Source organism: Microvirga tunisiensis (assembly GCF_009296175.1).
Taxonomy (GTDB): Bacteria; Pseudomonadota; Alphaproteobacteria; order Rhizobiales; family Beijerinckiaceae; genus Microvirga; species Microvirga tunisiensis.
In genome coordinates, this window is the sequence record NZ_VOSK01000199.1 from 1 (window position 1) to 12,199 (window position 12,199).

13 protein-coding genes and 2 pseudogenes are annotated in these 12,199 nt (G+C 63.5%); 9 read left to right on the top strand and 6 right to left on the bottom strand.

Going from position 1 to position 12,199, the window contains the following annotated elements; all coding sequences use genetic code 11:
• Positions 1–194, top strand: a pseudogene (locus FS320_RS45345) (group II intron reverse transcriptase/maturase); the annotation flags it as partial.
• Between the two features lie 399 nt (positions 195–593).
• Positions 594–1,526, top strand: a complete 933-nt coding sequence (locus tag FS320_RS29335) for an alpha/beta fold hydrolase (RefSeq protein WP_152715796.1) — start codon at positions 594–596, stop codon at positions 1,524–1,526.
• A gap of 69 nt (positions 1,527–1,595) precedes the next feature.
• Here the strand turns inward: FS320_RS29335 and FS320_RS29340 are convergent, their stop codons facing one another.
• From FS320_RS29340 to FS320_RS45350, 4 genes are all read right to left on the bottom strand, one after another.
• Positions 1,596–1,925 (bottom strand): hypothetical protein, encoded by a 330-nt coding sequence (locus FS320_RS29340; RefSeq protein WP_152715797.1) that lies wholly within the window; start codon positions 1,923–1,925, stop codon positions 1,596–1,598.
• Positions 1,926–2,202: 277 nt separating this feature from the next.
• Complete coding sequence (locus FS320_RS29345; RefSeq protein WP_152715798.1) at positions 2,203–3,885, bottom strand: metallophosphoesterase; 1,683 nt, start codon at positions 3,883–3,885, stop codon at positions 2,203–2,205.
• A gap of 442 nt (positions 3,886–4,327) precedes the next feature.
• Positions 4,328–5,110 carry a Bax inhibitor-1/YccA family protein gene (locus FS320_RS29350; protein WP_152715799.1) on the bottom strand — a complete coding sequence of 261 codons (783 nt, stop codon included), beginning with the start codon at positions 5,108–5,110 and terminating at the stop codon, positions 4,328–4,330.
• Positions 5,111–5,531: 421 nt separating this feature from the next.
• Positions 5,532–5,675: a hypothetical protein gene (locus FS320_RS45350; protein ID WP_153885343.1), complete on the bottom strand. Its 144-nt coding sequence runs from the start codon at positions 5,673–5,675 to the stop codon at positions 5,532–5,534.
• A gap of 276 nt (positions 5,676–5,951) precedes the next feature.
• Here FS320_RS45350 and FS320_RS29355 point away from each other — a divergent pair, with 276 nt between their 5' ends.
• The 3 genes and pseudogenes from FS320_RS29355 to FS320_RS29365 all read left to right on the top strand — a co-directional run bounded on the left by FS320_RS29355 (position 5,952) and on the right by FS320_RS29365 (position 8,434).
• Positions 5,952–6,383, top strand: coding sequence for an anthrone oxygenase family protein (locus FS320_RS29355; RefSeq protein WP_152715800.1), 432 nt, complete (start codon positions 5,952–5,954; stop codon positions 6,381–6,383).
• Positions 6,384–6,784: 401 nt separating this feature from the next.
• Positions 6,785–7,648 (top strand): GNAT family N-acetyltransferase, encoded by an 864-nt coding sequence (locus FS320_RS29360; RefSeq protein WP_152715801.1) that lies wholly within the window; start codon positions 6,785–6,787, stop codon positions 7,646–7,648.
• Between the two features lie 91 nt (positions 7,649–7,739).
• Positions 7,740–8,434, top strand: a pseudogene (locus FS320_RS29365) (sulfite exporter TauE/SafE family protein).
• 96 nt (positions 8,435–8,530) lie between these two features.
• Here FS320_RS29365 and FS320_RS29370 read toward each other — a convergent pair.
• Together FS320_RS29370 and FS320_RS29375 are read right to left on the bottom strand one after the other, a co-directional pair.
• A complete protein-coding gene (locus FS320_RS29370; protein ID WP_152715802.1) occupies positions 8,531–8,812 on the bottom strand; it encodes a hypothetical protein in 282 nt (93 codons plus the stop codon).
• Positions 8,813–8,930: 118 nt separating this feature from the next.
• On the bottom strand, positions 8,931–9,146 hold the full coding sequence (locus tag FS320_RS29375) for a DUF1059 domain-containing protein (protein ID WP_152715803.1): 216 nt from the start codon (positions 9,144–9,146) through the stop codon (positions 8,931–8,933).
• A 216-nt stretch (positions 9,147–9,362) separates the two neighbouring features.
• Here FS320_RS29375 and FS320_RS46215 point away from each other — a divergent pair, with 216 nt between their 5' ends.
• The 4 genes from FS320_RS46215 (at position 9,363) to FS320_RS29395 (ending at position 11,937) form a co-directional block, all read left to right on the top strand.
• Entirely contained in the window at positions 9,363–9,953 is a 591-nt protein-coding gene (locus FS320_RS46215; RefSeq protein WP_162003317.1) for a LemA family protein, read from the top strand.
• Between the two features lie 47 nt (positions 9,954–10,000).
• Positions 10,001–10,327, top strand: coding sequence for a hypothetical protein (locus FS320_RS29385; RefSeq protein ID WP_152715805.1), 327 nt, complete (start codon positions 10,001–10,003; stop codon positions 10,325–10,327).
• A 337-nt stretch (positions 10,328–10,664) separates the two neighbouring features.
• Positions 10,665–11,540, top strand: a complete 876-nt coding sequence (locus tag FS320_RS29390; RefSeq protein WP_338105533.1) for a YsnF/AvaK domain-containing protein — start codon at positions 10,665–10,667, stop codon at positions 11,538–11,540.
• A gap of 163 nt (positions 11,541–11,703) precedes the next feature.
• The gene (locus FS320_RS29395) at positions 11,704–11,937 is read left to right on the top strand and encodes a hypothetical protein (protein WP_152715806.1); all 234 of its coding nucleotides are present in this window, start codon (positions 11,704–11,706) and stop codon (positions 11,935–11,937) included.
• The last annotated feature ends 262 nt before the right edge of the window (positions 11,938–12,199 follow it).

Genomic DNA, 12,199 nt, shown 5'->3' on the forward strand with positions numbered 1-12,199 from the left:
ATGGGACATGTCGGCCGGCCTTCCGTGGGATGGACCAGTCCGTCACCGAGCGCGTGCGCGCCTTCCTCGCCCGACGGCATAAGGTGCATGGGCGCGGCAACCGACAGTTCACCTTCGATGTGATCCATGGTGAACGCGGTGTGCTGGCTCTGGAGCGCTTGCCCCGAACTGCCCCGCCGTGGGCCTTGCGATGAAGCCAGTCGGAGAGCCGGATGCGGTAGCGCCGCACGTCCGGTTCGATGAGCGGGGATGGGAAACGGGGCGTTGCCGCATGGCCCAAGCTACCGCGCCCATCCTCGACTCTACCAGGGCTGGCCTTATCCAGATTTTCGTTTTGGCGGCTTACACGGACCTCCATTTGGTCCGCTGTACGTTGATTTTGATCCTGACCAAGGCTCACGACACCAGAGTTGCGGGGGCAGGGACGCTCGCGCTCAAGTCTCAAGCATTCACGTGCCTTGGCGGGTCATCAAAATGGGGTCGCGCAGTGACTGTCCCCAAACACCCGTAACCTATACAAGCATGATAGCCGTCCCGTTCGTCGCCCACAGTGTGCTATCGTTCCCATTCCAGACGTGGCGAGGCTCCCTGGCATGTCGCCCGATTTGGGTCCTGCTCCTTACCGATCGGCTTTTGCCGAAGTGAACGGCATCAAGCTCCATTATCTGGACTGGGGCGGTGACGGACCCCCGCTCGTTCTGGTTCATGGAATCGGCGACAATCCGCACGTCTTCCAGGATCTCGCAACCTTTCTGCACGACGATTTCCGTATCATCGCCTATGCCCGGCGCGGTCACGGACGGTCGGATGCCCCGCCCGGGCCTTATGATGGTCCGACGCTGACCGAAGACCTTCTCCAGCTTTTGAGCACGCTCGGCATTCAGCAGGCGCATCTGCTGGGGTGGTCCATGGGCGGCAACGAGATCACCGCATTGGCAGCCCGCTATCCGGATCGTGCCGGAAAGCTCGTTTATCTGGAAGCGGCCTATGACTGGTCCACGCCCATGTTCTTCAAGGCCTTCGGCGACATTCTCGCGGTAAACTGCCCCGCAGCGGACGACCTGCGGTCGCTCGATGCATTTCGGGCGTGGTACCGCGCAGCGTGGCTGGGCGACATCCCGTGGACAGAGGGGCTTGAGGCCTATCTGCGCGAGCTCGCCCGGCCCGATGCGGACGGCAAGCTCCATCCGGTGCCGGACGAAAAGGCCTTCGCCGCATCGTTGGCCGCGCTCGGCACGTGGTGGCGCAATTACACGCAGGTGCAGGCGCCGGCCTTGGCGATCTACGCCAGCACGTTCTTTCCCCTTGAGCACAGCGATGCCGCGCTCGCCCAGAAGCTCCGAACCTTCGAGCAGGAGGTGATGGTGCCGTTCCGGCAGGCGAGCATGGAACGCATTCGACGGGAGTTGCCGAGCCCGACGGTGCTGGAACTCGCTGACTGGACGCACATGTCCATCGGTGTCGAGCGGCCGGACGAGCTTGCCGCCGCAGTGCGTGATTTCCTGCGCCGGCAGGTACCGAGCTGAGTCATGGCGCGAAGGCAGGCACACGGAGCATGGTAGGCTGCGCCGTCGAACTTTGACCTCCGCGTCCGGTCAGCTCGAGCGGCGCACACGACGATTGAACCATTCCTTCAGAGCAATCCATTTCCGGGTGCTCCAGATCGTGAAGTTCGCCGTTGGTCGGCGTAGGACTGGGACATCATACGCCAGCAGAAGCAGCCCGAGTGGAATCATCCAGACCCCAAGAATGGGAACCACTGGCGCGAGAAGACCACCCAGCACGAACAGCACACCGAGCGGGAGCCGGACCCACCGGGCATCCGGATGACGCAAGTTGCGAACCTGTCGCGCCACGCCTCCCGGCACCTCGTTCTCAAGGTGCAGGAAAGCCTCCCTGAGCTTGGCTTTGCTGCTCTTTCTCATTCGAAGCTCCGAGCTTATCTGTTCTCTTATTGGTTGGGTGAACGTGACCAAAAACGATAATGCTGGCCTTGAGCGGCAGTTCGCACCTGTCGAGTAGATTGTTGGGCAGTGCCTCAGGACAGCAGGATGGAGACTACGAGGTAGAGTGTGAGGCGGGTTGATCGCTGTCCGGCAGGAACAGGATCATTTCAACCCAAACAGCAATTGGCGATCCTGATCGACCCGTTACAGATCCCAGCCCGCCGATTGCTTGCCCCACGAACCCTCATGCCCGCTGTTAAGCCTGCCGAACGCCTTGAGAGGAGCAGGCTCCTTGCTGAGTTTTGATCACAACAGGATCTTCGATCAAAAACGGTCGGGTCCCATTGAGCGGCTGCAGACGAGAAGGCGTTGGGCCGGCTGACGGCCCGAACCTGCTGGCTGTCCTTTGGATTCCCACAGGATAGATCGTCAACTCGCCCGAAGGGGCGATGCAAAGGCGCAGAAAATTCTTGTAATGCGGGCTCCTGAGGGCGCTCGAAGCATCGTCCCTGTGGTGGCGGAACACGTTCAACGAGAGGGTCAGGTAAAGCGCCAAGACCAGTGGCCCGACTATGTAACCTGCCACGGCGGTCGCCAGTGCTGCCAGTGGAGGCTGCCACGGGAGCCACTCCGGTCTGAACTCCACCAACCCAGTTCGCAGCATTGCCACGATCGCCCCTCCAAGCAGCACGGCAGCGGCAATATGGGAGAAGGCGTGGACCAGCCCGGCTGTCCAGCGGTACCACAGCTTGGAGGTGTCGGTGAAAAACACCACGCCCGTTGCCACCGCGACCACCCAAAACAGCGAGAATGGCTCCCAGGACAACCGCTGAACCACCTGGAGCAAAAGTTCGGTCGCCGAGTTCACCTGGGTGTCAGGCGTGATCAGGGCCGATGCGGTGACGGCATAGGCTGGCGCCGTCGCAAAGCCGAATGACCAGTTGCGGATTGGGAACAGAAGCAGGTTCGTCCAAGCAAGCCACCATGAGTAGCGGCGGGACGGGAACTTCTTCCGGCAGAGGAACGGGGCTTCTCCTTCGTCGCCTTCCAGCACTGTATCGTCGTGCCCGTGCGTCAGGTGGAGAAAGGCGCCACCGCCTCCCGCGACGATCTTCTGCACACCCCTTTCATTCTCATGGCGGGAGTAATGGTGATAGTCGCCCGCCAAGAAGAGCTTGATCCTGTCACCGAAGAGAGCCTCAAGCTCGCGAATGGAGCGGTAGGCATACTCGTCCGGATAGACCTTCTCGTTAATCCAGTTGGGCTCCGCGTGGCACAGGATGACGCTCTCCTCGGGGCCAATCTGCTTCTCAAGCCGTTCGAAGAAGGCGTGCTGGGGCCCATCGATGTCATTGCCGAGCTGAAGATCCGTGCCGATCAACCACCAGCCTTTCGGGAGCTTGAGGGCGAAGTAGCTCCGCTGCTGTGGAGCCTCCCAGCCGGCAAAGCTGCCCCGAGAGCAGAAGAGGCGGGTGAACGAGACTAGACTGTCGTACCAGTCATGGTTGCCCGGCACGGCGAAAACATGCGGGCTCGATCGCAGCCACCCGGTGCCTTGCTTGGGGAAGGCATGCTCAAAGGGCAGAATAAGGCGGGTCTCGTAAGCCTCCAAGCTGGCAGCCGGATAGACTTCATCGCCCCCAAAGATCAGGATGCTCCCGCGCTCCGTCTGAGCCCCACTGGTGCGATCATCACGCGCCTCGCCGGGAGAGAGCGTGAGTTTGTCCTGGGCGGCATGATAGGCCACCGTGTAGATGGCATCCCAGCCGTCGCCGGTGTCACTGATGTAGTCAAGCCAGAACGGTGCTGGCTGGCCGCTGTAGTCGTAGGGGCCGAAAGGGGCGCTGCCCTGTACTCCACTTTGGCTGCCGTCATCACGGGTGATCCCCTCGACCAGACGCGGGTCGGCATGTCGGCCAAAGATGGTTGCGATCGCCACCTGCTGGCTGGTTCGGAGAAGCTGGAGTGGAGCATACCAGCAGACACTTGGTTTAGCTTTCTTGGGGCGCACGGAATTAGAGCAACGCTGCGAATGTCGGGATCCCGGATACTATGGTTCAGCCGTCGGATTGTTCCCGGGTGCCACTGCTGGGGCAGCGGATCCGCGACGTGTGGCAAAGTCTGGAAGAAGGGGCGGTGTATGAGTTCACGGACAAGGCCCGCGGCGAGATCCTGAGGCTCGCACCGACTGGTTGAGGCGGATAGCGCAAGGGCTCTGTCAGACCCGACACGACGCAGAAAGTGAAGCCTCGGCAGGCTCGGGCTGCACACCACCGGCACGCATCCGGACGTCCTGAACATAACCTTCAGCAAACTCAGATTGAGACCGAAAAGCCCCGGCTTTTCGGCCGGGGCTTCGAGAGCGTCTGCTCCGCTCGTCGTTACTGGTTGCGGTTGCCCACGAGCGCGAGGAGGAACTGGAACATGTTGATGAAGTCCAGGTAGAGCGTCAGGGCGCCCAGCACGGAGGCCTTGCTGGCAGCCTCGGAGTCGAGATTGCCGTACAGGTACATCTCCTTCAGCTTCTGGGTATCGTAGGCCGTCAGGCCCGCGAAGATCAGAACGCCGATCACGGAGATGCCGAACTGCAGCATGCTCGACGCGACGAAGATGTTCACGATCGAAGCCAGGATCAGGCCGACGAGGCCCATGATCAGGAACGAGCCCATGCCCGACAGGCTGCGGCGGGTGGTGTAGCCCCACAGCGACAGCGCGCCGAAGGATGCGGCCGTGATGAAGAACACCTGCACGACGCTCGCGCCGGTGTAGCGGATGAGAAGCGTCGAGAGCGAGGCACCCATCACCGCCGCGAAGGCGAAGAAGGTGCCGCGGGCCGCAGCCGCCGACATCCGGTCCATGCGGAACGAGAAGAAGAAGATGAAGGCCAGAGGCGCCAGCGCCACGACCCACATCAGGGGCGTGCCGTACAGGATCCGACCGAACTCAGTCAGGCCGACGCCGCCCATGCGGGCAACGGCCATCGACGGATCGCTGGTCACGGCCAGCATGTTCACGCCGAGTGCGACCAGGGCCGAGATGGCAAGGCCCAGGATCATGTTGTTGTAGACGCCGAGCATGAAGGCGCGCAGGCCCTGGTCGACCTGAGCCTCCGTCCGGGCAAAGCCGGTGCCATAGGCGGTTTGGTTTTGCTCATACGGTTGCATCAAACTCTCCGGAAACGGTTGTCTGTCCTGACGAAGATACTTGATCAGACTGACCTGTCGTTCAAGGTCGATACCACCTCCGACCTGCTGGAGCTGCGTTGTGAGAGCAGCGCTCAGCGGAAAGAGGTGTAACAATGCGCCCATATTTCCGAGACTGGGAGTCCACAATGCCTGAGCATCAAGTTGGGTTGCCACAGGAACCTGCCTTCCCAAGTTGCGTTCCCTGATGAGGCCAGCTTGGCAATAGTTTAGAATAGCTGTGCTGAGCCTCCTCAACGGGAGACACATCCATGAGCAAATTCACGGCACTGATGGGCTTTATCTTCCTGGCTGTTTCGGCCGCGTGAGCCCAGACCCCGCCCGCTACGCCCAGTGCTCCTCCGGCGGGCGGTGCTGGAGCAGCCGGTGGCGGAATCATGGACTACTGGTGGGTGATCCTGCTGATCATCATCGTCATCGCAGCCATCTGGTACTTCTCGCGGCGCGGCAGGAGCGTGTAGCCGGCGTCCCTCCAGGAACGGCGACATGGCATCAGGCGTTGATCAGCAGCCGTTTTGATGCTCATGACTGCCCCGTCGACGGGACCCCCGCCTGCAGGCCGGAGTCTTTTTGAGATGGACTGATCTCCACAACCGGGCGACTTCTTCCTGCTCAGCATAGCTTGGCAGAGACGGGTCCCGTGCCGCCGCGATGATCCCCCAAGCGGCACCGGTCTGGTGAAGGTGCCTCTGCAAATGACGCAACATACGTCTACTTTCATGCCGAAGCCTTGGTGCGGCCTCAATGTACTCGTCCAGGCGGAAAAGGCCGTGCATACACCGCAACTGTCGGTGAAGTGAACATGCTGCCGGGCCAGCTTGCGCTCGTTGCCGCAGCCGTGTTCTCCGGCGCGGCCCTTTACATCACCGTGGCCGAGCAGCCCGCTCGACTGCGACTGGACGACCGCTCTCTGTTGACCGAGTGGAAGCCAGCCTACAAGCACGGCACGGCCATGCAGGCTCCCCTGGCCATCGTGGGTTTCCTGCTCGGGCTCGCGGCATGGTGGCAGGCCGGACATGTCGGATGGCTTCTCGGGGCGCTGCTCATGATTGCAAACTGGCCTGTCACGCTCTTCGCTATCATGCCGACCAATAATCGCCTCATGGCAACGGAGCCTGCCGAGGCTGGTGCCGAGAGCCGGGCGATGATCAAGCGGTGGGGCTCGCTTCACGCGGTACGGACCGCACTTGGCGTTGTGGCCTGCTTTGCCTTCCTCTGGGCATCTCTTTCCTGAGCAGCCCGCCCGGCACTGACCTCGTTCCTGACGGAGGCACAGTCCGGCAGCTGTCTCTGCGACGAATGCGAGTACGGCAACGGGTGTGCCACCCAACACATCCGAACCCAGCGCTCCGCCGTATCTTGGGAGGGGTGCAATTAAGCGCCTTGCATGTCCTCGGCGGCAACGAGGGCCATCAAGCGATGGGGGTTACCATGGTCACGAGCAATTCATCAGCGTCACCTAAAGGCAGGCTGACGGCACCGGAGTGGGCTGCCATTGTCAGCTCTCTTGCCTTTGTCGCGATCTGGCTCGGAGTCTCGTTTGCCTGAGCCGCGGTTCTGCGGGAATCTGGCTGGCGGTGCTGCCCCGTTGCCGACACCGATGCAATGGTGGGGCTGCCAGACAGGGAGGCGGCGATGACCCCAGAGATCCGCCCCGCCACACCCGCCGATGCGGAGGTATGCGGACGCATTATCTTCGAGGCCTTTAAGGGCATCGCGGACCAGCATGGCTTCCCATGGGATTTCCCGTCAGTGGAGGCGGGAATGCAGCTTGCGACGACCTTCATCGCGGCGCCCTCCATCTACGGGGTGGTGGCTGAGCTGGACGGGCGGGTGGTCGGCAGCAACTTCATGGCCGAGGGCGATCCGATCCGCGGCATCGGGCCGATCACCGTTGATCCGACCTTACAAGGAAGCGGGGTCGGGCGGCGGCTGATGGAGGCCGCACTCGCCCGAGCAGGCGACGCTCTGGGCGTGCGGCTCGTCCAGGATGCGTTCAATACCCGTTCGCTGTCGCTCTACGCCGCGCTGGGCTTCGACGTGCGGGAGCCTCTCCTGCTGATGCGCGGCACGCCCCGCAGCGGACCCGATCTGGGCTATGCCGTCCGGCCGATGACCGCCGCGGACGTGGACGCATGCGGGGCGCTCTGCACGGCCGTACATGGCGTCGAGCGCACCCACGAACTCCAAGAGGCGCTGCGGCTGTTCGCCCCGTTCGTGGTCGAGCGGGAGGGCCGCATCACGGGTTATCTCTCGGCGGCAACGTTCTGGCTGATGAACCATGGCGTGGCCGAGACCGAGCTGGACATGCGGGCTCTCCTGGCCGGCGCGGGCGCCATGAGCCCGGAGCCGCTCTCCATGCTCCTGCCGACGCGGCAGGCAAATCTCTTCCGCTGGTGCCTGCATCAGGAGTTGAGGGCCGTCAAGCCGATGACGCTCATGACGATGGGCCACTACCAGGAACCGAGAGGCTGCTACCTCCCCTCCGTTCTCTACTAAGGCGTCATGACAGGGGTTACGGAGAAGCCTTTGCAGCATCGGAACCCCCGCCGCGTTTGGTAGCAGGGCCGTCATCGGCACCCTTGGCGGGCTGATCGGTCTCGGTGGCGCCGAATTCCGGCTACCGCTTCTCATCGGCCTGTTCCGCTTCGCTGTCCTCGAGGCCGTGATCCTGAACAAGGCCACGAGCCTCGTGGTAGCCGCCGCACGTCCGTTCCGGGCTGGAACCGTACCCTTCGTACTCATCGCGTCCCACTGGCCCGTCGTCCTCAACCTCCTGGCCGGGAGCCTCCTGGGGGCCTGGGTGAGGCCGGGTGGGCGACCCGCCTGAAATCCGAGACCCTCGACAAGGTGATCGCGGTTCTCCTGGTAGCCATCGCGGGGGTGCTGGTGTTCGGCCACGACGCGAGCGCCGGCCAGCCCCTGCTGGTTGGGTCGGCGCAACTCGTCATCGGCATCGTCGCCTCCCTGCTCGGCGTGGCCGGGGGCGAGCTCCTGATCCCGACTCTGGTGCTGCTGTTCGGGGCCGACATCAAGCTGGCAGGGAGCCTGTCTCTCGCCGTGAGCCTGCCGACCATGCTCGTCGGCTTCACCCGCTACAGCCGGGACCGGAGCTTTTCGGTTCTCGGCCGCAACCGCGCCTTCCTGCTCGTCATGGCAGTTGGATCGATTGTCGGTGCGTTCATCGGCGGCCTCCTGCTCGGCGTCGTTCCCGATGCCGTCCTGCTTCCGGCCCTGGCAGTCATCCTGCTGGTTTCAGCCGTGAAGGTCTGGCGGCACGGCTGAAGTCATAAGGGGACGATCGGACCATTGCGGTCCGCTTTCTCACCCGTGCGTGATCCATATCCTCACGCGAGGGTCACTGTCAGCCGCTGCGGTTGCTCAGGCGGCGAGCGCCCGGATGCGCTCCTCCACGGCCGCGAGCTGCCGGACGTAGGGCGCGCGCCGCTCCCGGCGGCGTTCGTCTAGCCTGCGGATCACGCTCTGCTTGAGCCACTCGTCCGCATCGCTGTCCCTGATGAGCGCGACCTCGCTTTCATGCACGACGTCGATGCCGGCCAGGGCAGCCAGGATGGATTGCAGCAGGGGCTGGAGGTCCGGCGGATAGACACGGGGAGTGTTCCCGATCGCTGAACGAGAAGGCTGTCCAGAGGTGATGGGCATGGTCTTCCTCCGATGAAATCCGGCTCTTGCCGTGTTCTGCCCGCCAAGTGGGAGGAGCCGCGACGAGCCGCAACCCCCGCCAAAGGAGGTAGTGTTGGAGCCCGTGGCCTGAAGCCTGTCAGGCGGCGCGCGATGGCGCCGCCTCGGAAGGCATGCCGTCCTGGATCACGCCCCGGAGGTCCTCGCGCAGCTCAGGGGTGTCCTGGTGTCCATGCACCGCCACCGCGTGCTGCACGGCGGCTTCCAGCAGCTCGGCCTCGGTGTCGGCGATGATGGTGATCGAGCAGTTAATCTCGCTCGGAAAGGCACGGCAGTCGATGAATTTGCGTCCCATGGCATCCTCCATGATTGCAGCAACCCCGCCTGTCAGGCACCCGTGATTCTAGGATCTGGACCACCGTGCCGCAACGGCGTTCCCCTCGTGGAGCAAGGAGCTGCTTCCCTGCCGCCGTGTCTTGGGAACCAGGAAGATTGGAGTTGGGTTACGGGGCTAGGAGCGGCACCGGGCTGCTTGCCGGGAACGGGCGGCCCTTCATGGCTGGAGGAGGCGGTGCTTCAACGTGTGGGACGATGGTGTCTTGCCGCGGGACTGCTCCTCGCCCTGGCGGCCTGCGATCATGGCGATGTCCCCGCCCTGAGGGAACGGGCACAGCAGGCCTGGAGCGAGGTGCAGACCCAATACAGCCAACGGGCCGACCACGTGCCGCCGCTGGTCGAAGCCGTACGCAAAAAGGCGCCGGCCGAGCGCGAGGTGCTCGACGAGGTCATGGCCGCCCATGAGGAGGTGGTGGCCATCCGGAACGCGGATGGGTTCCTGTCCGAGCCGGAGCGCTTCCGGCACTACGAGGAGGCGCAGCAGCGCCTCTCGAATGCCCTGGAGAAGCTGTACGCGACCATCAAGCGCTATCCCGAGCTCACAGGTGACACGGCCTTGCAGAACCGCCTGCACGAATTCCAGCGTCAGGAAGATCGGCTGGTGGTGGCCCGCAGCGATCTCATCAGCGCGGTTCGCACCCACAATGAGGAATTGCGCGGGTTCCCGGGCGGCTGGGTTGCTGCAGTCCTTAACCCGAAGGCAAAAGCCCTGACGACCTTTGCGCAGGTCGAGATGGAGCAACCACCGGTCCCGGCGCGGCCGTAGACCGGTTGCGCCGCCTGGGAGCGATAAGTCCAAGAGGAGAGCGGTTCATGCGGTACGCCATCTTATCGGCAATTCTTACCTCTACGATCATGACTGTTTCGGCTCACGCCCAGGTGCCAGAGGAGGTGGAGTCCTGCCGACTGGCCGGCTTGGTTGCCCTGAAGGAGCGGTCCCCGGCGATCAAGGACCTGACCTTCGACATCGATGGCCTGGCAATCTCGAAGGCGAACACCAAGGTCGAAGACACCCCCGTGAAAATGGGGATCATGGGTGACGCCTATCTGCAGCGCGAGAAGACCGACAAGCCGAACCGCTTCGTCTGCCTGATCGGCGAGAAGGGCAAGGTCCTGCTGACCTTCTTCACCGAGCAGTAGGCAGGACCTCGATCAGGGGGCTTGATTGACGACCCGACAGCCCACTGCGGACGACTGCCCGTTGTGGATCACCTTTGTCGCTATGCGGCCACGATGAGGGGTGTAGACTCCCCCAGCCAGGCTGGAAGACCGGCCCGACGAGGTGGCGGTTCCGCAGGGTCAAGCCCGACGGCGCCGGGGCACCAGCGCCGTCGATGCTGCTGCGCGCGAGGGATCAGCAGCGGGCTAACGGAGCAAGGGGCGAGCCGCGCGCACGCATTTGGACACAGGATCACACAGCTGAGACAGACCCATGATCTCCGGTACGGGCCCAACCTCGTCATCTCCTCGAAGGTTGGTGACAGCTCTCTTCGACAGTCGCACCGCTGCCGAGAACTCCATCGAGCGTCTGGTCAATGCGGGCGTTCCCCACGACCGCATTGGCTTGATGCCGGGCGATGAGAGCGAGGCCTCTGATGAGGCCGGTGCATCCTCCCGGCCAGAGCCGCGTGGCTTCTGGGGCTCTCTCGGGGACTGGCTCCTGCCCGACGAGGACCGGCACGTCTATACGGAGGGCCTGAGCCGGGGAGGGTACCTGATCTCGGTCACCACCGGCGATGAACACTATGCCCGCGTGATGGCGATCCTGGACAGTGAGGACGCCATCGACATTGACGAGCAGGCTGAGAGCTGGCGCGCGGAGGGGTGGGCAGGCTGGTCCGGCGCGGCGGCTGGCACGTCAACGGAGGTGGGCCCCGCCACCTCCGCCTCACCGGTTGTCGCCAGCGTCCGCGCGGAGGACCTCGATGCCGAGGCGGTCGCCAGCCTCCGTAGAACAGGCGTGGCCGGTGCCGAAACCGGTCTGTCGGAGCGCGGCGAGCAAGTCCTTCCAGTCGTGGAAGAGAGGCTGCGGATCGGCATGCGTGATGTCAGTCACGGGCACGTTCGGGTCCGGTCCTATGTGGTGGAAACCCCGGCCGACGAGCAGGTGAGCCTGCGCAAAGAGCGGATTGCCATTGAGCACCGCCCGGCCGACCGCGCCCTGAGCGATGCCGATCAGGCATTCCAGGAACGGGCAATCGAGGTTGAGGGGCGGAGCGAGGAGGCGGTGGTCTCCAAGGAGGCCGGGCAGCGCACAGAAACCGTGTTCGACACTGTTCGTGAAACCGAGATTGAGGTCGAGGACGAGCGCGGCAACACAATCAGCGGTACCGGCGCCACTGACCGAACCTGACCCTCCGCATTCATGGACCCGGGACGGCATCGCTCCGGGTCCAATTCCTTCTGCTCCGCTGAAACCACTCACCGTGCTGGCCGTTCCCCTCCCCAACGTATGATAGCCCAGGCGAGTGCGGACCTGCCTGGGTGACTGAACAGAAACAGCCGGAGGGACGCAGATGATGGCCCAAGCTCCAGACACCGTGCGCCGACGGCAGGGGGACGATCATCCGCCGGACTTCGCCGCCGTCATGATGGCTCGCGCCATGGCGGAGATGTTTCAGGATGAACCGAACTGCCCGATACCTGAGCCGCTAGCAGCCATCCTGCGGCAGATGGAGCGCTGGGAAGATGAGCAAGCACACCGTGCAGGCCGAGCGGAAACCCTCGGCAACCAAGAACCTAAGCGTTAGGAACTAACTTAGACCAACTCTGTTCGACGGCACGCAAAAACCACCAGAGACCCTCCTGTCGTGCTCCACGTCGACGATGAGCCATCGGTGCGGGTCGTGTACTTCACTGTGTCAGGACGGCCGCAACCAGCGCGAAGCACGCGGCTGCGAAAACCCAGGTGAACGAGGCGGGGTAGGGGCGGTACTCGCCTTCGGGGACTACGCCACTCATCCGCTCGTTGCCGCGTTAATCACCTGGAAACCATGCCACCGCACCTTATCG